19 protein-coding genes and 2 riboswitches are annotated in these 21,861 nt (G+C 29.2%); of the genes, 11 read left to right on the top strand and 8 right to left on the bottom strand.

Annotation, left to right across the window (positions count from 1 at the left end; translation table 11 throughout):
- The first annotated feature begins 110 nt into the window (after positions 1-110).
- Together B2P65_RS04325 and B2P65_RS04320 are read left to right on the top strand one after the other, a co-directional pair.
- Positions 111-761 (top strand): FMN-dependent NADH-azoreductase, encoded by a 651-nt coding sequence (locus B2P65_RS04325; protein WP_346878208.1) that lies wholly within the window; start codon positions 111-113, stop codon positions 759-761.
- 346 nt (positions 762-1,107) lie between these two features.
- Entirely contained in the window at positions 1,108-3,096 is a 1,989-nt protein-coding gene (locus B2P65_RS04320; RefSeq protein WP_346847575.1) for a methyl-accepting chemotaxis protein, read from the top strand.
- A gap of 81 nt (positions 3,097-3,177) precedes the next feature.
- On the opposite strand, the gene B2P65_RS04315 is transcribed toward B2P65_RS04320, so the two are convergent.
- From B2P65_RS04315 to B2P65_RS04305, 3 genes are read right to left on the bottom strand one after another with little or no spacing between them, the layout of a single operon-like run.
- On the bottom strand, positions 3,178-3,942 hold the full coding sequence (locus B2P65_RS04315; RefSeq protein WP_035132043.1) for an ABC transporter ATP-binding protein: 765 nt from the start codon (positions 3,940-3,942) through the stop codon (positions 3,178-3,180).
- Entirely contained in the window at positions 3,942-5,030 is a 1,089-nt protein-coding gene (locus tag B2P65_RS04310; protein ID WP_346879654.1) for a FecCD family ABC transporter permease, read from the bottom strand. Before B2P65_RS04310 ends, B2P65_RS04315 begins: the two co-directional genes overlap by 1 nt.
- Positions 5,031-5,038: 8 nt before the next feature.
- Positions 5,039-6,064: an ABC transporter substrate-binding protein gene (locus B2P65_RS04305; protein ID WP_346879653.1), complete on the bottom strand. Its 1,026-nt coding sequence runs from the start codon at positions 6,062-6,064 to the stop codon at positions 5,039-5,041.
- Positions 6,065-6,197: 133 nt separating this feature from the next.
- A riboswitch (cobalamin riboswitch) is annotated at positions 6,198-6,366 on the bottom strand.
- Positions 6,367-6,621: 255 nt separating this feature from the next.
- Between B2P65_RS04305 and B2P65_RS04300 the strand changes: the two genes are divergently transcribed.
- Both B2P65_RS04300 and B2P65_RS04295 read left to right on the top strand, forming a co-directional pair.
- Positions 6,622-6,942, top strand: a complete 321-nt coding sequence (locus tag B2P65_RS04300) for a (2Fe-2S)-binding protein (RefSeq protein ID WP_346847572.1) — start codon at positions 6,622-6,624, stop codon at positions 6,940-6,942.
- Between the two features lie 159 nt (positions 6,943-7,101).
- Positions 7,102-7,278 carry a (2Fe-2S)-binding protein gene (locus tag B2P65_RS04295; RefSeq protein ID WP_035132038.1) on the top strand — a complete coding sequence of 59 codons (177 nt, stop codon included), beginning with the start codon at positions 7,102-7,104 and terminating at the stop codon, positions 7,276-7,278.
- Positions 7,279-7,355: 77 nt separating this feature from the next.
- On the opposite strand, the gene B2P65_RS04290 is transcribed toward B2P65_RS04295, so the two are convergent.
- Complete coding sequence (locus tag B2P65_RS04290) at positions 7,356-7,637, bottom strand: hypothetical protein (RefSeq protein ID WP_346879652.1); 282 nt, start codon at positions 7,635-7,637, stop codon at positions 7,356-7,358.
- Between the two features lie 535 nt (positions 7,638-8,172).
- Here B2P65_RS04290 and B2P65_RS04285 point away from each other — a divergent pair.
- Positions 8,173-9,534, top strand: coding sequence for a short-chain fatty acid transporter (locus B2P65_RS04285; protein ID WP_346847570.1), 1,362 nt, complete (start codon positions 8,173-8,175; stop codon positions 9,532-9,534).
- 193 nt (positions 9,535-9,727) lie between these two features.
- On the opposite strand, the gene B2P65_RS04280 is transcribed toward B2P65_RS04285, so the two are convergent.
- The 4 genes from B2P65_RS04280 to B2P65_RS04265 are packed head-to-tail and all read right to left on the bottom strand — an operon-like array spanning position 9,728 to position 12,532.
- Complete coding sequence (locus B2P65_RS04280) at positions 9,728-10,642, bottom strand: DUF4097 family beta strand repeat-containing protein (RefSeq protein ID WP_346879651.1); 915 nt, start codon at positions 10,640-10,642, stop codon at positions 9,728-9,730.
- Between the two features lie 28 nt (positions 10,643-10,670).
- Positions 10,671-11,387 carry a hypothetical protein gene (locus B2P65_RS04275; RefSeq protein WP_346847568.1) on the bottom strand — a complete coding sequence of 239 codons (717 nt, stop codon included), beginning with the start codon at positions 11,385-11,387 and terminating at the stop codon, positions 10,671-10,673.
- A 9-nt stretch (positions 11,388-11,396) separates the two neighbouring features.
- Positions 11,397-12,164, bottom strand: a complete 768-nt coding sequence (locus B2P65_RS04270) for an ABC transporter ATP-binding protein (RefSeq protein WP_242844107.1) — start codon at positions 12,162-12,164, stop codon at positions 11,397-11,399.
- Positions 12,165-12,166: 2 nt separating this feature from the next.
- Entirely contained in the window at positions 12,167-12,532 is a 366-nt protein-coding gene (locus tag B2P65_RS04265) for a GntR family transcriptional regulator (protein WP_150841796.1), read from the bottom strand.
- Positions 12,533-12,923: 391 nt separating this feature from the next.
- Here B2P65_RS04265 and B2P65_RS04260 point away from each other — a divergent pair, with 391 nt between their 5' ends.
- The 6 genes from B2P65_RS04260 to B2P65_RS04235 all read left to right on the top strand — a co-directional run bounded on the left by B2P65_RS04260 (position 12,924) and on the right by B2P65_RS04235 (position 21,821).
- Positions 12,924-15,341: a PAS domain S-box protein gene (locus B2P65_RS04260; protein WP_346879650.1), complete on the top strand. Its 2,418-nt coding sequence runs from the start codon at positions 12,924-12,926 to the stop codon at positions 15,339-15,341.
- A 156-nt stretch (positions 15,342-15,497) separates the two neighbouring features.
- Positions 15,498-16,067 carry a TetR/AcrR family transcriptional regulator gene (locus B2P65_RS04255; RefSeq protein ID WP_346847566.1) on the top strand — a complete coding sequence of 190 codons (570 nt, stop codon included), beginning with the start codon at positions 15,498-15,500 and terminating at the stop codon, positions 16,065-16,067.
- Positions 16,068-16,286: 219 nt separating this feature from the next.
- Positions 16,287-19,028, top strand: a complete 2,742-nt coding sequence (locus B2P65_RS04250) for a YhgE/Pip domain-containing protein (protein WP_346879649.1) — start codon at positions 16,287-16,289, stop codon at positions 19,026-19,028.
- Positions 19,029-19,097: 69 nt separating this feature from the next.
- Positions 19,098-19,199, top strand: a riboswitch (purine riboswitch).
- 137 nt (positions 19,200-19,336) lie between these two features.
- A complete protein-coding gene (locus B2P65_RS04245) occupies positions 19,337-20,683 on the top strand; it encodes a nucleobase:cation symporter-2 family protein (protein WP_346847564.1) in 1,347 nt (448 codons plus the stop codon).
- On the top strand, positions 20,683-21,261 hold the full coding sequence (locus B2P65_RS04240; RefSeq protein ID WP_346847563.1) for a xanthine phosphoribosyltransferase: 579 nt from the start codon (positions 20,683-20,685) through the stop codon (positions 21,259-21,261). The genes B2P65_RS04245 and B2P65_RS04240 overlap by 1 nt, the downstream gene beginning before the upstream one ends.
- A 299-nt stretch (positions 21,262-21,560) precedes the next feature.
- Complete coding sequence (locus B2P65_RS04235; RefSeq protein ID WP_346876595.1) at positions 21,561-21,821, top strand: hypothetical protein; 261 nt, start codon at positions 21,561-21,563, stop codon at positions 21,819-21,821.
- The last annotated feature ends 40 nt before the right edge of the window (positions 21,822-21,861 follow it).

Here is a 21,861-nt window from a genome sequence, read left to right as displayed (position 1 = left end):
AAGTATATTTGAAGTATCCTTGTATTTTTTTATATTCTCCTAAATAGTTATGAATATTTTAAGCTTTAAAGCAAAGAATAGCATTATTAATAATTATAGAGGTGAAATTTATGAAAAAGTTATTGTATATAACTGTAAACTCTAAACCGGAAGAGTTATCTGCTAGTAAAACAGTAGGTAGAGCATTTGTAAATAAATTTTTAGAAAAGCATAAGGAGTTTATTCTAGAAGAATTAGACCTTTATCAGTGTCACATACCTAGACTTGAGTATGAATACTTTGAAAAAAGAAATTGTATGATTAAGGAAGAAGATTTTAGTAAGTTGAATGAAAAACAACAAGAAGAAGTTCATAAAATTGTAAAACTTGTGGATCAATTCAAAGAAGCTGACTTATATGTAATAGCAGCACCAATGTGGAGTCTTTCCTTTCCAGCTCCATTAAAGGAATATATTGATTGTATAGTTATGGATGGAAAAACTATAAAAATATCAGAAAACAAAATGGAAGGACTATTAAATGACAAACCAAGGGCTATGGTATATATCCAATCATCAGGGGCACCTATTCCATGGATGTTAAGGTCTATTTTTAATAAAGGACTTGATTATGTAAGAGATATAATGAAGTATATAGGAATTAAGAAATTTGAGGAACTATTGGTGGATGGAACAGGTTTTACTGAAGAAGAAAGAAGAGAAGCTATAGAAGAGGCTAACAAAGAAGTAAATAAACTTATAGAAGAAATTTGGGAAAAATAATTAATATATCACAAAAACTGTTAATATTCTACATATTAATAGTTTTTTTGCGTATACATAGGATGTTTTTTTTACTAAAGTGTTTATTATAATTCTGTTGATACGATTATAATTGTGTAACCTTTAATAAACAAATAAATTATATATTTTTATTAATAAGATTACTATTTAATTTTAATATAGTTATATATTATAGAATATTGAAGAAGTTTAAAATTAGACCAAGAAAGGAGATGGATATGAAATATATGCTTGTAGAAAAAATAATATATAAAAAGTAAAATTGCATGTGTTGAGTAAGCAATGACTTATATGTAAGACTGGAATTAATTATAGGGGGAGAATTATGTTTAAGTTTAAGCGTTTAGGAACTAAAATGACTGTGTTTATAGTAGGCATAGTGTTAGTTGGAATGTTAACAACTCAATTAACAACTACTATAATAATGAAACAAAATCTTAAAGAAGATACAAGTGAAAGAGGAACTACAGTAGTAGCGGAATTAGGAAAGTCCTTTGAAAAGGAGCTATTACAGTATGAAAAAGATTTAAAATTAATTGGAGAAGAAAGTGCTTTTAATAAGGAAGTGCTTAAGGATTCTGTAGCTTTAGAAGAGGTATCATCATTATTTAAGAATTATACTGAATCTAACTCACAGATATTAAGCATATATGTAGGATTTCAAGATAAAAGTATGCTTGCAGAACCTACATGGGAAGTGCCAGCAGACTATGATGTAACCCAAAGAGAATGGTATATAGAGGCATCAGGAAGCCCAGAAGATGTAATATGGACAGAACCATATATTGATGCCGACAATAATGTTCCAGTAATTACAGCAGCAAAAGCTATAGTTGAAAATGGAAAAGTAAAGGGAGTATTAGCTGTTGACTTATCTCTAGAAAACTCTTTAAACAATGTTAAAGAGCATAATGTAGGATACAAAGGTTATGCATTTTTAGTTAGCAATGAAGGAGTTGCACTATACCATCCAAAATTAATTAATGAAAACCTAAAAGAGCAACCTATGTTTGGTGAGATTTTCAAATCAGAATCAGGTTCTTATAAATTTAATGAAGGTAAGGAAGATTTAGAAGTATATTACTATACTATACCAAACTTCAATTGGAAAGTAGGAGCTGTATATAGTGAGAAAGATATGCAAGCTAGTATAATTGAAATTAATAATTTTACTATGGCTATAACTTTTGTAGTGATGCTAGTATTAGCTATAATATTGTTTATACTTATAAAAAGAATATCTAATCCTTTAGTTAAGTTATCCAAGGAAGCAAAGTTAGTAGCAGAAGGTGATTTAACAGTAGATATAAAATCTAAATTGAAGGATGAAATTGGACAAGTAACTAATAACTTTAATAGCATGGTTAAGGATATTAATAATATAGTATCTAATGTACAAAAATCTATATATCAAATCAATAGTGCTAGTGAAAATCTAAGTGCTATATCAGAAGAAACTACAGCTTCAACAGAAGAGATAAATGCTGCAGTTGCAGAAATAGCTAGAGATACCTCAAATCAAGCAGAGACTATTGTAGGCATAGTAGACAAGGTAGAAAAACTTAATGAATCCATTGAAGATATTAATAATATTATCAATAAAATGAATGAACTATCCAATTCTTCTACAGCAGCATCGGAATTAGGCTTAGAAAATGTAAGTAATTTAAATATAAAAATTAATGAAAACACTACTGAACTTAATAAGGTAAATGACATATTCCAGGGATTAGTTTACAAGCTACAAGAAATAGATAAGGTTATCGATATGATAACTAATATATCTGATCAAACTAACTTACTAGCCCTTAATGCAAGTATAGAAGCAGCCAGAGCTGGAGATGCTGGAAAAGGATTTGCTGTGGTAGCAGAAGAAGTTAGAAAATTAGCAGAGCAATCTAGTGATGCAACAAATAAGATTAAGGAATCTTTAACTAATATAAATAAAGAAACTAATAATGTGAAAAGTGCAATACTTTATGCTAATGATATAAACAAAGAAACTGCAAGTGCTGTATTAAGTACAGAACAATCTTTTAATTCTATTAATGATGAGTTACAAGAAATAGTTGAATTAATAAGAGAAACAAGTCATAGAACAGAAGATATTAATAACTATAGTGGAAATATCTTAGGTGGAGTAGAAGACATTTCAAATAATGCACAACAGAATGCATCTACCGTTGAAGAAGTTAGTGCTTCTATAGATGAACAAAGCGTTGTATTTGGAAGTATAGCACAACACTCTGAAGAATTATCACAATCTTGTCATGATTTATCACAATTAATTAATCACTTCAAAGTAAGTAAATAGAAATATTTATTAAACCATGATAATGAAATAAATTATGGATAAAATAAAGGGTATCTCAAGTTTTGGAGATACCCTTTATTGTTACATAGGGTTATAACAAATATTTAATAAAGTAGTTGTAGGATTTTCTATAATCACTGAATCAACTCCATAAACATCTTTAATTAACTTAGAAGTAAGAATTTCTTTAGGTGTACCATAAGCAACGATTATACCTTCTTTTAAAACGTAAAGTTTGTCACAATACATTGCTGCAATATTTAAATCATGAATTGCAGCCACTACTTCTATGTTAAGATTTTTTACAATACTCATAAGCTGAATTTGATATTTTATATCTAAATGATTAGTTGGCTCATCCAAGATCAAACATTCAGTTTGTTGTGCTAATGCTCTAGCAAGAATAATACGTTGTTGTTCACCACCGGAAAGAGTTAAAAAGCTTCTATTTATAAAATTTACCATTCCTACTTTATCTAAGGCATCATAAATTATATCGTAGTCCTCTTTTGTATCTCTATCTAAAAATTTTTTATGTGGAGACCTACCCATGAGTAATATATCTTTTACAGAAAAATCAAAATTATAATTATTATGTTGAGAAAGAACAGCTAATTTTTTAGAGCTTTCTCTTACTGTAATTTTACTTAAGTCAATATCATCTAATTTTATTATGCCACTATTGGGTTTTAAGTTTCTATAGATACACTTTAATAAGGTAGACTTACCACTACCATTTGGTCCAATAATTCCTATGAATTCTTTATTATTAGCATTAATATTAATACCCTTTAGAATATCAGTATCGCCAATTTTAACTTTTATATTCTCTGTTGAAATATGCATTAATTGCTACCTCCAAATCCATAGGATTTTTTTATCATAAGCCATACAAAGCAAGGTGCACCTATCATAGAAATTAATATACCAATTGGAACCTCGGTGCCTTTTATTATAATTCTAGATAGTACATCTGCCCAAATTAGAAATATTGCACCTAGTATAGCGCCTATAGGAATTATTTTTTTATGATCTGTACCAAATAGTATTCTAACTATATGGGGGATTATAAGTCCAATAAATCCAATCATACCTGAGGAATATACTATTACACCAATCATTAAAGAAGTAATAATTAAATAAATGATTCTAAATTTATGTAAATCAGTACCTAAAGTAACAGATACTTCATCACCTAAAAGCATTAGGTTTAGAGTTCTATATTGGGTCATAAAGAATAATGTTCCTATAAAAATAATAGGAAGTATAAAAGAAATTTCATTCCAATTAGCACCAGCCAAACTACCCATAAGCCAAAAGCTAATATTTTTCATTCCTTGAGAATCATTGGTAATATAAACTATAAAGCTTGAAAATGCACTACATACAGAGCTGAGAGCCATTCCGGAAAGAAGTAATTTTACAGAATTCGTTCTTCCACCTATATTAGAAAGCATTAAAACTAGCATTGAGATAGAAAAAGCGCCTATAAATCCCATTATTCCAATATAACTGCTACCTAAACTTGCGCCAATGCCGAGTAGAATTGCTAAAGTAGCCCCAAGGGATGCTCCAGAAGATATTCCTAAAATATAGGGGTCGGCTAACGGGTTTTTAACAATGGCTTGCATTACAATTCCAATTACGGATAATCCCATTCCAACGGCTATAGCTAAAACTGTTCTAGGCATTCTAATCAACCATATAACATCTATTTTAGCAGCACTTGTAGAGAGCTCACCTATATTAAAAAGTTTATAAAGAATAATCCCATATACTTCTTTCATGGATATATTTACTGAGCCAATAGCAACAGCTAGTCCTATTGAAAGAATAAGTATTATTAAAAGAACAAGAGAAGTACCTATATAAATAGGCATTCTCTTAAAAATATTAGAATATCTAGTTCCGTATAAATTTTTATTTTTAATCATCATAATTACTACTTACCTAAAGTTCCATATAAACCTTCAGAGAAAGTATTTATTCCATCTATAGTTCTGATGCCACTAGAATACATTTCTCCTAAAGATATAGGATATACTTTTTTATTTTTAATAGCTGAAAGTGTTTGAAGAGATTCATCTTTTAAAATTTTATCTACTTCTTGTTGAGGAATGTTTTCATCGCCTCTATCCATATAAACTACAAATATACAATCAGGGTTAAGAGTTATTAAATCTTCTTTGCCAATACTGTTTCCTTCGGGATTTAATAAATTAGCTCCAAGTTTTGTTATCATATCACCAGCTAAAGTATTAGCTCCATAAGTACTTATTTTATCATCAAAGAATTCTACAACTAAAGTATTTTGTTTATCTTTATTTTTAACTGAATTAGCAGTATTTTCAACGGACTCAGTAATTTTATTCACTAGAGCTTGTGCTTTATCTTCAACATTGAAAATTTTTCCTAAGTTTAAAATGTCAGTAATTTCATTATCAATAGTTTTTTCTATAGCGATACCACTATTTAAAGATATATATGTATTAGTGCCATTATCATTCCAATAAGATACATCACCAAGATTTTTATCCTTAAAAAGTGAATACCAACCAACAATGAAGTCTGGTTCAGACATAACCACAGTTTCTTTTGAAGGAGTAAATTCCTTTAAATAATTAATTTTTTCAAAAGCAGCTTTATATTCTTCCTTTACAGGATGGTCGAGACCAGCAGCAGCCACTATTTTATCTTCAAGACCTAAAGCAAGAAGGGTTTCTATAGAGTTTTGATATACAGCAAAAACTTTTTCTGGCGCTTTATCAAAAGTTAGTTTTATAGGTTCTTTTATGAAGTTATAAGTTTCAATTGTTACTGGATAATGAGAATCTTTAATTTCATTTTGAGGTGGATTAGATTTCTCAGTAGAAGTGTTTTTATCAGATTTGCTATTACTACAACCTACTAGACTAAGGATAAGTAATACGCTCAATAGAAGTGAAGTAATTTTTTTAAAATGTTTCATTGTAATTCTCCTTTAACATTATAATTATAATCAGTTAAATATTATAATTTGTATGAATATAAGGATACTCTTGATAAAACCATAGACAAAAGCATAGTTGTCATGGCGAATATCACTCTTTACTCGAAGAGTATCGATATTTTTAATATTGGTAAGTATCCTGACTTATAGATCATTATATTAATTAACCTTCCCAAACAAAAGTTCAGTGGTATAAATAATTAATACTCCCTAATTACAGTAGCGGTACTGTGTGGAAATTTCATCCATCTTCCTTTGAAACCAATATCATTCATATACTATTATATTTCAACAATCCATACTTTATCATAGTTGAGAAAGGTTGTCAATGAATAGAAAGGAAAAACTCTTTAAATTTCCGGCAGACGCAAATATATTCTATACTGAATATATTATTTAAAATAACAAAGAATAGAAGTGTGGGTATATCAACCATGGAACACGAATAGTAAATATGTAATAATAAATATTGATTAATAAAAACTATTAGGTTATAATGGAAATATATAAATAAGAGATTTAAGGAGGAATATGAAATGTCACTAGAACAAATCGTATGTTTATGTAATGGGGTTACTTATGCTCAAGTAAGAGAGGCTATGGCTCAAGGGGCTAGATCAGTAGAAGATATTCAAGCTGCTACAGGAGCAGGAGATGTTTGTGGAGGATGTATTGAAAGAATTGAAAAAATATTAGGCGATGTATGCACATGTAGAAATGTTTCTACTGAAGAGGTGGTAAAAGCAATACAAAATGGAGATACTACCGTAGAAAAAGTAGGTGTAACTACAGGGGCAGGAACAGCATGTGGAAAATGTAAATGTGTTATTGAGAGTTTAATTGAATCAAATAAATAATATGTTTTAATGTTACAAACAATTTCATTAGCTGTAAATCTAAAATCTAAAAATATAGTGTATTGAAATGTGATTTATAGTAATACTATTATAGAATAATTACATTATATATGATTAATTATGTTAATCATATATGTCTATATTAAGGAGGAAGAATAAATGTCAGAAAATAGAATTATATGTACTTGTCAAGATGTAGACTATAATACTATAAAGAAAGCCATTGAAGATGGTGCTAAGACTGTAGATGATATAATGGAAGCTACAGGAGCAGGAACTGTTTGTGGAGGATGTATTAGTGAAATAGAAGAAATTCTTCAAGAAGTAAAAAAATAATTAATAGAAATTTTTAGGTCTATATTGATATATAAAGTAGTTATATCAACATAGACCTAAATTAATTTTCATATTTATTAGTTTTTCATTTGATTTTTCACATCATTTTTTAATTCTTTAGCTATTGTTTTTCCTCCAACCATAGCTTTATTGTACAGGTTTTTAGCTAATTGACCTTCTTCTCTAACTTCATCTTTCATTTGGTTTTTAAGGTCGTGAACAAATTTCTTATTTGAAATAAATTCTTTAATATCTTCCTTTTTTTCACCATACTGAATTTTAACTTCAGTATACATATCCTTAACTTCACTAGTAACTTTATTCATACCTTCTTTAACTTCATCACATATTTTATTCATAAAAATCTCCTCCCATAAAATTATTTCAAATGAACTTTAGTGTAATATATTAGAACTCATTATAAAAAATAAAAGTAAAATTTAATTCTATTTTCTATATAGTTTACTCAAATTACAAAATAATATTTAATGAATTTAATGGATATTTAATTTTTCGATTTACTAATAAATTTAAGTGATTCTATTGAAAAATATAGTAATAGAATGTACTCACTCCATGTACTAATAAAATAAAGAACCATAGATTAAAATGTATGAAAAAAGTATTATATATGTATTATTAAGTAATAAAATCTAAAAAAAGTAATATATATATTTAAAAAATATTGAAAATATGGTATACTAAACATGAATTGAGTATACATGTGTTGAAGTAGAATAATCTTCATGTATAAAAATATGGTACAACCAATATAGTTAAAAATTTAACTATTCAAATGAAAGCAATATAATTGATAGCAACAAATAGCTACATAAAAAATATAACTATTTGCTGATATAAAGAAATCCATATATTTATTAAGGGGGAAAGAAAATGTTTAAAAAATTTACAAATGGTTGTGTTAAATTAGTTCAAAATTACCTACCAGATCCATTTTTATTTTGTATCATTTTAACTTTCATAATCTTTATTTCAGGTGTTTTATTCACAGGACAATCTCCATTATCTATGATTATTCATTGGACAAATGGATTTTGGAGTTTATTAGCATTTGCAATGCAAATGGCATTGGTTCTTGTTTTTGGTCATACCTTAGCTAGTGCACCAGCATTTAAAAAAATTACAAAGAAACTAGCTAGAATCCCCAAAACACCAACCCAAGCAATCTTATTAGTTACTTTTGTATCTTCTATAGCATGTATATTAAACTGGGGATTTGGATTAGTTATAGGAGCAATATTTGCAAAAGAACTTGCAAAGGAAGTAGATGGTGTTGACTATAGGCTTTTAATAGCTTCAGCTTATTCAGGTTTCTTATTATGGCATGCTGGACTATCGGCATCAATTCCATTAACTCTTGCCACTGGTGGAGAATCTTTAGTTAAAGCTACAGCAGGAGCAGTAAGTGCTGCGGGAGTACCAACTAGTGAGACTATATTTTCACTATTTAATCTAGTTATAGTAGGCGTTTTAGTAGTAACTCTACCACTTATAAATAGAGCTATGCACCCAGATAAGGGCAGTGTTGTAGTTATAGATAAAGGGTTATTAGAGGATGAAGAAGTATTTGTAGATATGCCAAAGGAAAATATGACTCCAGCTGATAAGTTAGAAAATAGTAAGATAGTTACTTGGTTAATTTCAATAATGGGATTTACCTATATAATATATTATTTTATTACTTCAGGATTTAATTTAAACCTTAACATAGTAAACTTTATATTTTTATTTTTAGGCATTTTGTTACATGGAACTCCTAAGCGATTTATAAATGCTCTAATGGAGGGCGCTAAAGGAGCGGGTCCTATATTACTTCAGTTTCCATTTTACGCAGGTATAATGGGAATGATGACAGGAGCAAATGCAGAGGGAATATCTTTAGCTGTATTAATGTCAAATGTGTTTGTAACTATTTCAAATAAAGTTACATTCCCAATGTTCTCATTTTTAAGTGCAGGATTAGTTAATTTCTTTGTACCATCTGGGGGTGGACAATGGGCTGTACAAGCGCCTATTATGATGCCAGCTGGAGCAAAACTTGGAGTAAGCACGGCTAAAACAGCAATGTCAATTGCTTGGGGAGATGCATGGACAAATATGATTCAACCATTCTGGGCTTTGCCAGCACTTGGAATAGCAGGTCTAGGAGCAAAGGATATTATGGGATTCTGTATAATAGATTTATTATACTCAGGAGTGATAATTGCAGTAGGCCTCACTGTTATAGGGATGTAGAATTATTTTATAAATCTATATACTTAGAATAAATGCTGTCTACAATATAATACAAAGGACTTTTATAAAAATATATAAATAATCTTATATACAATATTGAGCATGTACTTTAATATTACGAAGCGCTTTAGCCTTAATAATATAAGTACTTGCTCAATATTTTTTCACACTAAGTTATTTTATGATAAATTAGTTAGTTTACAATCAGATTACCTACTCCTACATTTAGATCAAAGGTGTATATATCTTCACCAGAAGTTTTGGCATTTATATCTATGCTACCTATACCAGTAGAAGTATCTAGCTTTACAGGAGAGTTATTTGGAATAGATATAACAGTTTTACCTACACCACCATCATAAGTTAAGTCTCCTCCAACTTCAGCAAAGATAATTGAAAGATTACCTACACCACCATCAATATCTATATCACCACATTTGCTAGAAAGATCTATGGTTGTATTTCCAACTCCTTGTTCAAGCTTTAGATCTTGAAAAACTATATCTTTCAAGGTAAGATTTCCAGCACCACCTTCAACCTTTAATTCATTAATATTTATTCCATTAATAGAAATGTTACCAGCACCACCATGTAATTCTAAATCCTTATTAAAATCTTTAGGAATATTAATAGTAATTTCTCTAGATGTAGATTTATTAAAAAATCCTAAGTTTATAGAAGAATTTAAACCATGTTCTTTAATGTTGAGGGTATTTCCTATAACATCAATTGTGGTTTTATCTACAAAGGAACTAGATCCCCTGCAAGTTATAGTGAAATCTGAACTGTCAACAGAGTTAATATTTACATTAGAAGCATGGATTTCAATATCTATATCTTCTATATTTTTCATAGGAATGGTTTTGGATATGTCTTCATCATAGGTGGTTAAATTTCCATTATTATCAAACTCATCAAAGTTATTACTAATATCATCTAAATTATCTAGAAAGTCTGTACCGAGATTCCCAAATAATTTATCATTATTAAAATTCACTGAATTACTATTCTTAGGTCGAGATTTCACACCAAACTCTACATTACAACCTACAAGAAGAGTAGTCGTAAGTATTAGAGTAGGAATTATAATAAAAAGTTTCTTCTTCATAAAAAACACCTCTATTTTAATAAATTAATTAAATTATATCTAGTTTTTTGTCTATTCTATTGGCAGCAACTATTTGAAGTATAATTAGGGCTAATATATCTATAATTATTGCAAATATATCTAATTCAATAGCTCCATATTTACCTATGGTCATATACATATAAGGTAAAAAGTATAATATTAAATTAGCTAAAAAGGAGTAAATAATATTTCCAACAATACTAGCACCTATTACAGCCAATACGCATAAAGCAGTGCTTCTAATATAGGAACCTAGTATTGCGATTAATGCAGTTATAATTAAATAACTTATAATAGTACCTAAGGACATAGATAATGAAATATTAAGAACTATGGATGGAAAATTGCCAGAGTTAACCATAGCACTTAAAGCTACAATTATAGTAATAAAAAGATTTATAAAAATTAATTCTAAAAGATTACCTAGAATAAAATCTATACCAGATATAGGAGCTAAAAATAAAAGTCGCCCATATTCCTTTGATAATTGCATAGAAAATATTATTATATGAGCTATAAAATTCGTAGCGATAAGAATTGAAACAGCTGGTATTAGATCTAACCCTTGAGTGAACTTAGACAAAAATGAACTTGACCCAAGAGCTAAAACTAGAATAATAGCTTCTATTAAATACATAATTCTCAAGGTTCTAAAAGAATATTTAGCTATACTAAAAATATTTTTCATTTTAATTGATTTATTTTTAATTATTTTATTTTCCATAATATTCACCTATTCTGCAAATACCTTTCTATATATTTTGTCTATAGACGTACCATACTTTATACGTAACTCTTCTGCATCACCTTTTTCAATTATTGAGCCATCACCTAAAAATATTACTTCATCAAAAATCTGCTCAAGTTCTCCTACATAATGAGTTGTAATTATCATTGAAGCATTACTATCTAAATTATCTATAATTGCATTAATTATCTTATCTCTACTTATAATATCAACTCCAGAAATAGGTTCATCAAGGATATATAAGTTACAATTTCTACTTAAGGTTAGGCTAAGAGCAACCTTTTCTAACATTCCTTTAGATAATGATTTAAGTTTTGCATCTGTTTGGATATTCATAAATTTTAATAAGCTTAGAGCTTTAGATTCATTAAAATCATAAAAGAAATCTTTATAAAACTTAAGAGCATCATTTACCTTCATCCACTTAAATAGATAATCTTTTTCCTGTAGGTATGAAACAAACTGTTTAGTTTCCCTTCCAACTGACATGCCGTTAATAGTTACAGTTCCTAGAGTGGGTTTAAAGAGTCCAGATATAACATTTAACAAGGTTGTTTTTCCTTGACCGTTTGGTCCAAGGATTCCAAGAACTTTTCCTTTTTTCAAGTTAAAACTTATCTCATTTAAAATATGCTTGGCTCCAAAATTTTTGGATAGAGTAGTTATTTCTAGTACATTATCACTGAATGTGTTTAAATCAACATTATTTAAAAGTTCATCTTTAGTTACTATGGTAGTTGCGTCATTCTTCAAGATTATTCCTCCTCATACATATTCATAATTAGTTCTAAAATTTCTTCTTTAGAAAACCCTAAGGTTTTACTTTTGTGGATAAAATCCCTTAGTAATTCTTTAGAATATTCTTTTCTTAGATTATCTATTATAGTTTCATCCTCTGTTAAAAATTTTCCGATACCCCTTTGAGTATTTATTAATCCTTCATTTTCAAGCTCAGAATAAACTCTTAATATAGTGTTTGGGTTAACTTTGAGTTCACTGGCATAATCCCTAACAGACAATAATCTCTCCCCCTTTTTAAGTTCTCCAGAAACAATTTTCATTTTCATGTAATTTTTTATCTGAATATATATAGGTTCCTTTGAGTTTAATTCTAACTCCATTTCATCACCTCATCTTATCAGTTATAGTGTCTTAATTACATGATACACTAGTACTGACTTAAATGGTATTGTTTAAAAGTGCCATATAATCTGATTAGAGTAAAATAGATATAAATTACTCTTGTTTTCTCTAATTTATAAGGAAATAAGCAATTTAAAAGATAAAATACTACAAAATAATCCAATATATAATAATTCATGTCATTAATTTGTTACTATATATTGTAATATATTACTTTAAAATGTATAATTGGTAGTGTGAATATACACTTGTAGAGAAATATGGAGATATAATATAAATAAATATACATATATGAAAAAGCTATAAAAATTAACTTTTATAATAATTTCAGTGCAGTGAAGAAAGATATAATAAGGGAGATGGAAGTTTATGGAACAGGTTTTTAATAGTCTGGATGATATGATATTAGTAGTTGATAGTAAAGAAAAAGTTCTATTTGCAAACTCTAAGTTAATAGAACGGTTTGAATTAAATGAAAAAGACTTACAAAAATCTTATAGAGACATAGCTTTACAACAAGATAGGGATATACTAAGGGAACTTATATGTAATTTTGAAATGTATACTAATAGAGTTATAGAGTATACGCTTTCTTTACAAGGGTTAGGCAAAATTCACTGTGATGTAAATGTTAACAAAGGGATGTGGTGCGGAGAGTCAGCTTTTTTTGTTACGTTAAAAGAAAAAGGAATATATAGTAAAAAAGATTTAGAAATACTTGTAGACAATCTACCCTATAGCATGTGGATGAAGGATGTTGAGGGCAAATATATATATGCAAATACTCAATATGTAAAAAACTTGGATGTTGATAAGGAGAGGGTTATAGGAGCTTATGACTGGAACTTTTGTGATGAAGACCAATGTGATTATTCAAGTGAAACAGATCATGAAGTAATTGTTGACAAAAGACCAATACTATATGAAAGAGTGATTCATAACTCAGAAGGTGATATTTGGCTTGAAACTTATAAGGCTCCAATATTAGACCAATATGGAGACGTAAAGTATATAATTGGTGTTTCAAGGGATATAACTTTTAACAAGAAGATAGAATCAGAATTGTTGGATAGCCATAAGCAATTTTATGCTTTAAATGAAGTAGTAAGCAATGGTTATAATGAAAGTAGTGGAAGATTTGATAATTTTAAAGAAGATATTATCCAAAAATTGGGTGTGGATGATATAAATATATGGACTTATGACGATAAGGAAGATAAACTTAATTGTAAATGTTATCTAGGAAAGTATAATGAAAGAGATATTGATAATATAGAACTTCCAATAACTTATGAAGAGTTGGAGGGATTTTTTAAAGAAGAAGGAGCAGAGGGAATAAAACTCTTATGTGATAGAAAAAACTATCCTAATAAAGATATATTAGAAAAAAAGGGTGTAAAATTTGTTGGAGTTTATAAGCTAGAATACAACAATAAGATTATAGGAGCTGTAAATTTTTTATATAGTAAAATGGATGATGCAAAATCAAGTAATGAAAAGTTCATAAGAATCTTATGTAATCAAATTGCGGTAATAATAAAAAATCATAGTTTATCTAAAGAGATTAAATTAGAACTTAAAAAACGTATGGAAACAGAAAGTGAATTACAATTATTTTTAGATACAGCCATTGATTTAATGGTTATAATTGGTGATAATGATAAACATAGAAAGTTAAATTCAGGGTGGGAAAAGACTTTAGGATGGAGCAAAGAGGAACTTTTAAAGATGAAGTGGACAGATATAATTCACCCAGAGGATTTAGAATTAAAGAATGAATTTATAAAAAAATTAAAAACAGAAGAAAAGATAATGAGTTTTAAGATTAGACTTATGTGCAAAAGTGGAGATTCAAAGTGGATTCAATGGAATAGTAGATATTTAAAAAGTAGAGGAATATCTATATGTACAGGTAAGGATGTAACAGAGCAGCATCAGTTAGAAGAGCAAAGAAAAAATTATGAGGAAGCAATAAAATTAGAGAAAATTAAAGGTGAGTTTTTCTCAAATATATCTCATGAATTTAAAACTCCTTTAAATATTATTCTTACAACTATGCAACTTATAAATAGTAATATAGAAAAAGAGCGTATTAGTGCTGACAAAGGCGTGGCTTTAAAAAGATACATGAATTCTATTAAACAAAATTCTTATAGATTATTAAGGCTTGTTAATAATCTAATAGATATAACTAAGATAGATGCAGGATATTATAAATTACAACTTGAAAATCATAATATTGTTAATGTGGTAGAGGATATTACTATTTCTGTAGCTCAGTATGTGGAAAATAAAGGAATTGAGTTAATATTTGATACAGAAATTGAAGAAGAAATAATTGCTTGTGATCCAGACAAAATTGAGAGAATAATGCTTAATTTATTATCCAATGCAATTAAGTATACAAAGGTAAATGGAAGAATTGAAGTATATTTAGGTATCGAAGACGGAAAAGTCTTTATATCAGTTATGGATAATGGAGAAGGAATAGAAAATGAAAAGGTAGATTTAGTATTTAATAGATTTATTCAAGTGGATGATATCTCAGAAAGAAGATATGAAGGTAGTGGAATTGGATTATCACTGGTTAAATCCTTAATCGAAATGCATGGTGGTAACATTAATGTGACAAGTAAGGTTGGGGAAGGTACTAAATTTACATTTTATCTTCCAATAAGGATTGTAGAAATGGAGGAGGGTGAAAAAGACCATGTGCCTCATAAAAGTGAAATGATAAGTTCAAAGGTAGAAAAATGTAATATAGAATTTTCGGACATATACAATTAATGTGACTCCTAAAATCATTATTAGAAATTTTATTTTAGTTTATTATTTAGTAGTATATAAATATTATGATATAATAATGTTTATATCACTAAAAGATAAAATATAAATTATAAGGAGTTGTGTTGCTTCATATCATGATGAATAGAAGCGTATATTATGAATAAGACTAGAAAAATTATTTTTGAGGCCGCGATAAAAGTATTTTCAAGCAATGGTTACGAGAGTGCCACTATGGATGAAGTAGCAAGCGAAGCTGGAGTTGCAAAGGGAACTTTATATTATCACTTTAAAAGTAAAGAGGAATTATTTTATTTTGTCGTACAGACAGGAATTGATTTAATAAACAGTGAAGTTGAAGAATCCATAAAAGAAATAAGTGACCCTATAGAAAGATTGAAGGAATCTGCTAGGGTTCAGTTAAAATATGTGTATATTAATAAGGATTTATTTAGAGTAATAATGAGTCAGGTATGGGGACAAAAGGAACGTCATGAAGAAATAAGAGAGCAGGTAATGAACTTAATTAATATGAATTCTAAATTTTTAGAAGGAATTACAAAGAGTAGAAATATTTCTGGCGAAGATTCAGATATATTAAGTTACTGCTTTATAGGGGTATTATTTTCATCTGCACTCTATGAAATTATAAATAATGATAATTATAATCATGATGAAGTAGTAGAAAAATTTATGGATTACATTAACTATGACATAAGGTTATCTTGAGATATGAGATATGAAATATGAAATATAAATAAAAAATAATATACAATTTTAATAGAAGAGTTTTCTAACTAGAAGAATAGCAAGTTAGAAAGCTCTTTTTTAATGTTTTTGAAAAGGATAACAGTAAAAATATTCTTTAATAATATTGACTAGTCAGTGCAAAAATAGTATATATATAATATTGACTGTAAAGTATAAAAAATTAAAGAAGGTGATAGTGTGAACTTTTTAAAAATTGCCGGTAAGGATATAAAAAGCATTTTTAAGAACAGATTCATAAGAGTATCGGTTATTGCAATTATTATAGTACCATTACTATACTCATTGTTGTACTTAGATGCATTTTGGGATCCTTATGCGCGAATTCAGGATATGACCATAGCCGTAGTTAATGAGGATGGTGGTGCCTTACTTGATGGAGAACAGGTGAACTACGGTGAAGACATTGTAGAAAACCTAAAGGGAAATGAAGAGGTTGGCTGGGATTTCACTAGCAATGAAAAAGCCAATGAAGGTTTAGAAAAACAAGGGTATTATGCTAAATTTGTAATTCCAGAAGATTTTTCAGAAAGTGTTGTGGCTGCAAAAGAAGGTAAGCCTCAGGTAGCAGATTTACAATTTGTTTGTAACGAAAAGAAAAACTTTTTAGCAGCTCAAATCAATTCACAGGTTGAAAAATTACTAAAAGAAGAAATTGTAGGAACAATTTCAAACAACTATGTCACTGTTGCTTTTGATAAGTTATATGAAGCAAAAGATGGATTTATAAAGGTAGCTGATGGAAGTGAAAAACTTTATAATGGAATTGGTGAACTAAATGAAAAGGTACCTATGCTAGCGGAAGGTGCTAATAAACTTGGAGATGGTTCAGCACAATTAAAAGATGGACAAGGTGCTCTTAACTCTGGAATAAAGTCAATAAATAATGGCTTATCAGAAGTGAATAGTAAGGTGCCAACTTTAGGTTTAGGTGTAGATAAGTTATATTCTGGTTCACAACAAGTGACAAATGGACTATCAGAAGTGAATAGTAAGGTTCCAGCCTTAGGTTCTGGAGTAGATAAGTTATATGATGGTTCACAGCAAGTGACAAATGGACTATCAGAAGCAAATAGTAAGGTTTCAAATTTAAGTCCTGGAGTAAATAAGCTATATGATGGTTCAGGTGCATTAACAGGAGGAAGTAAAAGCCTTTATAGTGCATTTAATACAAGAATTTATCCAAATGTAAATTTACTTAAAGATGGAGCTAATAAGTTAAATGGTAAATTAAAAGATGGAGAAAGTAGAGTAAAAAAATTAAAAGAAGGTGGAGAAAAATTAAAAACTGCTAGTGATGATGTAGCAGCATCATCAACAGCCATAAATAAGGGATATCAAGAATCAGTTAAAGGTGGAGTTGATAAGCTTATAAGTGGCGTTAATAAATCTTCAGAAAAAATGAAGGATATATCTGAAGATATTATAACAGCAGTTAATTCAAATCCTGAAGTAGCAAAAGATCCCAATATTCAAGCTGCACTTGTAAATATACAAGCTTTAAACAAAGAAACTAGTGAAACACCAAAGCAGATACAAGAATTACAAGCAGGAACTAAGAAATTTGGGGATAACTTAGGAGAGTTTAATGGTTCTGTAAATGAGTACACTGGTAAGGTTAATGGATTTGCAACAGGTACAGTAGCTTTAACAGATAGTGTGAATGACATGGGTGTAGCAGTAAACAAAATAAGTGGAGGATTAAATTCCTTAGAAGCTGGACTTAATGAAAATACTAAAGATTCTTTTGGGTATGGATTAAAATCAGTATCAGACAATATGGCTGCTTTAAATTCAGGTCTTGGAGAATTAAAAAGCAATATTCCAGCCTTAAGTGGAGGAATACAAGCTTTATATAATGGATCTAGTGAAATCTATGGTGGTCTTGGACAGCTAAGAAGCGAAGTTCCAACTTTAAGTGGAGGAATACAAGCTTTATATAATGGATCTAGTGAAATCTATGGCGGTCTTGGACAGTTAAGAAGCAATATTCCAGCTTTAAGTGGAGGAATACAAGCTTTATATAATGGTTCAAATCAACTAGTAGATGGTTCTAATGCACTGGTTGATGGACAAAACCAACTAAATAATGGAGTGTCAGAGTTAACAGGAAAAGTACCACAATTAGAAGATGGGGTAGATAAGTTATATAAAGGGTCAAATGAGCTTGCAACTGCTTTAAAAGATGGTGCAGGAGAGATGAAATCCGGACTTAAAAATTCCTCTGAGGAAATGGGTGACTTTGTATCAGCTCCAATAAATATGAAAAATGAACCAATAAATAAAGTGCCTAACTATGGAACAGGTTTTGCACCATACTTTATATCACTATCTTTATGGATAGGTGCAATAATGATGTTCTTCGTTATCTCAGCTAAAACTGATGATGATGCTAATTTATCCAAGTTTGATAAAGTTATAGGTAAATACTTATCCTTTGGATTTATAGGTTTATTACAAGCATTACTTGTAAGTGCAGTTGTAATGGGACTAGGATTAACCCCAACAAGTACAGGTATGTATTTTGCATCCATAGTATTCTTATCATTGGTATTTATAGCAATAATTCAATGTTTAATATCCCTATTTGGAGATGCAGGAAGACTTTTAGGAATAGTATTATTAATACTTCAACTAACAGCTTGTGCAGGTACATTCCCGTTAGAGATAGTACCTAAATTCTTTAAAGTGATTAATCCATATATGCCATTTACTTATAGTGTAGAATTATTAAGAGAAGTTATTTCAGCCAATACAATTAATTATGGAATAGTCGGAAAAGATTTCTTAATCCTTGGAATTGTTCTTCTTGTATTTTTAACAATATCAATAGTATTTAAAAATGCAGGGGAAAATCTCCAAAATATAATTGAAGGAAGAAAAGGAAAATCAGTGGAAAATATAAAAGAACAATCAATGTAACAGTAAACTTATTATTACAAAAAATCCTAACAATAGCTGGTTGTAAAATATAAATGTTCGTGTTATAATGACAATACAATTGGTAAGACTCGTATATAATCGGTAATATGGTCCGAAAGTTTCTACCTGCAAACCATAAATTTGCAGACTACGGGGAGTTGTATTTTATTATAACTATAATCATTATAGTGATGAATCACAGCACCTCAATTTTTATTGAGGTGCTTTTATTTTTTGATTTTAATAAATCTAAGGAAGTAGCTAACCCTTAGATAAAATTAAAAGAATATCTAAAAGGAGATGAACTTATGAATAATGAAGAACTATTAACTAATGATATTGAATTAACTTATGGTGTTGATGATAACCCAACTTTAGTTAAAAAGATATTATTTGGTTTACAGCATATATTTGCAGCTTTTGGAGGGATAGTAGTAGTGCCTCTAGTAATAGCAAGTGCATTAGGATTTGATGCAAAAATAACTACAACATTAATAAGTGCAACAATTTTAGCTTCTGGTATTGCAACCATAATTCAAGCTAGAGGTTTCGGAGTTATAGGTTCAAGGGTTGCTTGTATCATGGGTACAGACTTTACCTTCGTTTCACCAGCTATTTCAGTGGGAACAGTACTTGGACTTCCAGGAATAATTGGAGCTACTATTTTAGGAGCATTCTTTGAAATTATTTTAAGTTACTTTATTAAACCACTTATGAAATTATTTCCGCCAATAGTTACGGGAACAGTGGTATGTTTGATTGGACTTACATTATTACCAGTATCTATTGATTGGGCTGCAGGTGGAGTTGGAGCTGCAGATTATGGTAGTATTAAGAATTTATCAATAGCCATGTTTGTTTTAATTTTTACCTTGATTTTAAATAGATATGGAAAAGGTATGGTTAGTAGTGCATCTATTTTAATTGGGATGGTTGCGGGATATATAATTTGTATTCCTTTAGACTTAGTGAGTTTTACAGCTATTAAAGAAGCTAGTTGGATTTCCTTCCCTAAAATATTTGAATATGGAGTAACCTTTGATATAAAAGCTGTAATTGCATTTATTCCAGCATATTTTGTAACTACTATAGAAACTGTTGGATGTCTTAAGGCTATTGGAGAAACTTCTCAGATACACATGGATGAAAAACGTGTGGGTGCTGGTGTATTGGCAGATGGTATAGGAAGTATGTTAGGTGGAGTAGTAGGTTCTTTCCCAAATACTACCTTTAGCCAAAATGTAGGATTAATAGCATTAACAAAGGTAGCAAGCAAACACGTTGCAGTTATGGCAGGAATAATTATGGTGATTTTAGGTTTCTTACCTAAACTAGCAGGTCTAATAAGTGGAATACCACAACCAGTTCTTGGTGGAGTTGGAATAGTAATGTTTGGAACTGTTGCAGCAGCAGGAATAAAGACTTTAAGTAGAGTAAGACTTACTGAAAGAAATCTACTTATAATAGCTACATCTATAGCTTTAGGTCTTGGAGTTACCTTTAGGCCAGATGTTATAGCACAATTACCAGAAGGATTAAAGATGATTTTCTCATCAGGAATATCTACAGGAACTATAACTGCTTTAATATTAAATTTAGTATTAAAAGAAGATAAAGTAGAGAAAATAAAAGTAGAAAAAAGTGAGGTGGCATAATGGAAACTTTAAAAAATCGCATATTAAAAGATGGACATGCGTTAAATGAATCTGTATTAAAGGTAGATTCTTTCTTAAACCATGGAGTAGATGCTAAATTAATGCAGGAAATAGGAACGACCTTTAAAGAACATTTTGAAAACCATGGAATAACTAAAATCTTTACCATTGAAAGTTCAGGGATAGCTCCTACAGTTATGACCGCACTTCAAATGGAATTACCAATGGTAACACTAAAGAAACAAACATCTAAGATTTTAAGTGGAGATGTATATCAAACTACAGTACATTCTTTTACTAAAGCTGTAGATTATGAGTTAACTTTATCAAAGAAATTTATATCACCAGAGGATAATATACTTATAATAGATGATTTCTTAGCCTATGGAGAAGCAGCACAAGGTGCTATAAGATTGGTAGAAGAAGCTGGAGCAAAGGTTGCAGGAATTGGAATAGTCATAGAAAAATCCTTCCAACCAGGTCGTAAAAATCTTGAAGATAAAGGTTATGAAGTATATTCACTAGCAAGAGTTAGTAAGCTTGGTAAAGATATTATAGAATTTGTAGAAGAAAAATAAAAAAAGGTGCATGGGCACCTTTTTTTATTTTGTAATACGCTAATATCCATATTGCATATTCATGAATCTCGCAAACCCGCACTATGACAACAAATAGTTAACTATATAACTAGTTTTATATATGAATAGTATCCTATATAAATATTTATATAGGGTTATATTTTCATATATATCTATTTACATAGTTTAAATTTTATCTAATAATTCTAGATAAATGATTTTGTTAATAAAATTGTAATAATATTCAATGTGGACTAATAAAATGAATGGAGTGATAAAATTTACAAGGAGGATTTTGTATGGGTGTTGCTTCATTAGTAATGGGAATTTGTAGTATTGTATTTGCTGTAATTTCATGGGGGTGCCTATGGTGGTTATCTCTAATTTTAGGCGTTGTAGGTGTAGTATTAGGAATTATAGACATGAAGAAAAAGAAAGAATCAGGTGAAGCTTTTGCAATGGCTAAAGGTGGATTTATATGTTCCATAATAGGAATATGTATGGCTATTATATTTTTAATATTTATTGTGGGATTAGCTTCATTAGGAGCAGCAGTATAAAATTATATCATTAAAAGATGTCTGTATAGGCATCTTATTT

The organism is Clostridium sp. UBA3061, from assembly GCF_002367465.1.
In the GTDB taxonomy this organism is placed as follows: domain Bacteria; phylum Bacillota; class Clostridia; order Clostridiales; family Clostridiaceae; genus Clostridium_J; species Clostridium_J sulfidigenes.
The sequence above is the reverse complement of the archived record's forward strand: the minus strand, read 5'-3'. Positions and strand labels throughout refer to the sequence as shown.

Excerpts from the sequence above, each read along its gene's own strand:
- B2P65_RS04325 (WP_346878208.1), top strand. The coding sequence starts at position 111 with ATGAAAAAGTTATTGTATATAACTGTAAACTCTAAACCGGAAGAGTTA.
- B2P65_RS04320 (WP_346847575.1), top strand. The coding sequence starts at position 1,108 with ATGTTTAAGTTTAAGCGTTTAGGAACTAAAATGACTGTGTTTATAGTA.
- B2P65_RS04315 (WP_035132043.1), bottom strand. The coding sequence starts at position 3,942 with ATGCATATTTCAACAGAGAATATAAAAGTTAAAATTGGCGATACTGAT.
- B2P65_RS04310 (WP_346879654.1), bottom strand. The coding sequence starts at position 5,030 with ATGATTAAAAATAAAAATTTATACGGAACTAGATATTCTAATATTTTT.
- B2P65_RS04305 (WP_346879653.1), bottom strand. The coding sequence starts at position 6,064 with ATGAAACATTTTAAAAAAATTACTTCACTTCTATTGAGCGTATTACTT.
- B2P65_RS04300 (WP_346847572.1), top strand. The coding sequence starts at position 6,622 with ATGTCACTAGAACAAATCGTATGTTTATGTAATGGGGTTACTTATGCT.
- B2P65_RS04295 (WP_035132038.1), top strand. The coding sequence starts at position 7,102 with ATGTCAGAAAATAGAATTATATGTACTTGTCAAGATGTAGACTATAAT.
- B2P65_RS04290 (WP_346879652.1), bottom strand. The coding sequence starts at position 7,637 with ATGAATAAAATATGTGATGAAGTTAAAGAAGGTATGAATAAAGTTACT.
- B2P65_RS04285 (WP_346847570.1), top strand. The coding sequence starts at position 8,173 with ATGTTTAAAAAATTTACAAATGGTTGTGTTAAATTAGTTCAAAATTAC.
- B2P65_RS04280 (WP_346879651.1), bottom strand. The coding sequence starts at position 10,642 with ATGAAGAAGAAACTTTTTATTATAATTCCTACTCTAATACTTACGACT.
- B2P65_RS04275 (WP_346847568.1), bottom strand. The coding sequence starts at position 11,387 with ATGGAAAATAAAATAATTAAAAATAAATCAATTAAAATGAAAAATATT.
- B2P65_RS04265 (WP_150841796.1), bottom strand. The coding sequence starts at position 12,532 with ATGGAGTTAGAATTAAACTCAAAGGAACCTATATATATTCAGATAAAA.
- B2P65_RS04260 (WP_346879650.1), top strand. The coding sequence starts at position 12,924 with ATGGAACAGGTTTTTAATAGTCTGGATGATATGATATTAGTAGTTGAT.
- B2P65_RS04255 (WP_346847566.1), top strand. The coding sequence starts at position 15,498 with ATGAATAAGACTAGAAAAATTATTTTTGAGGCCGCGATAAAAGTATTT.
- B2P65_RS04245 (WP_346847564.1), top strand. The coding sequence starts at position 19,337 with ATGAATAATGAAGAACTATTAACTAATGATATTGAATTAACTTATGGT.
- B2P65_RS04240 (WP_346847563.1), top strand. The coding sequence starts at position 20,683 with ATGGAAACTTTAAAAAATCGCATATTAAAAGATGGACATGCGTTAAAT.
- B2P65_RS04235 (WP_346876595.1), top strand. The coding sequence starts at position 21,561 with ATGGGTGTTGCTTCATTAGTAATGGGAATTTGTAGTATTGTATTTGCT.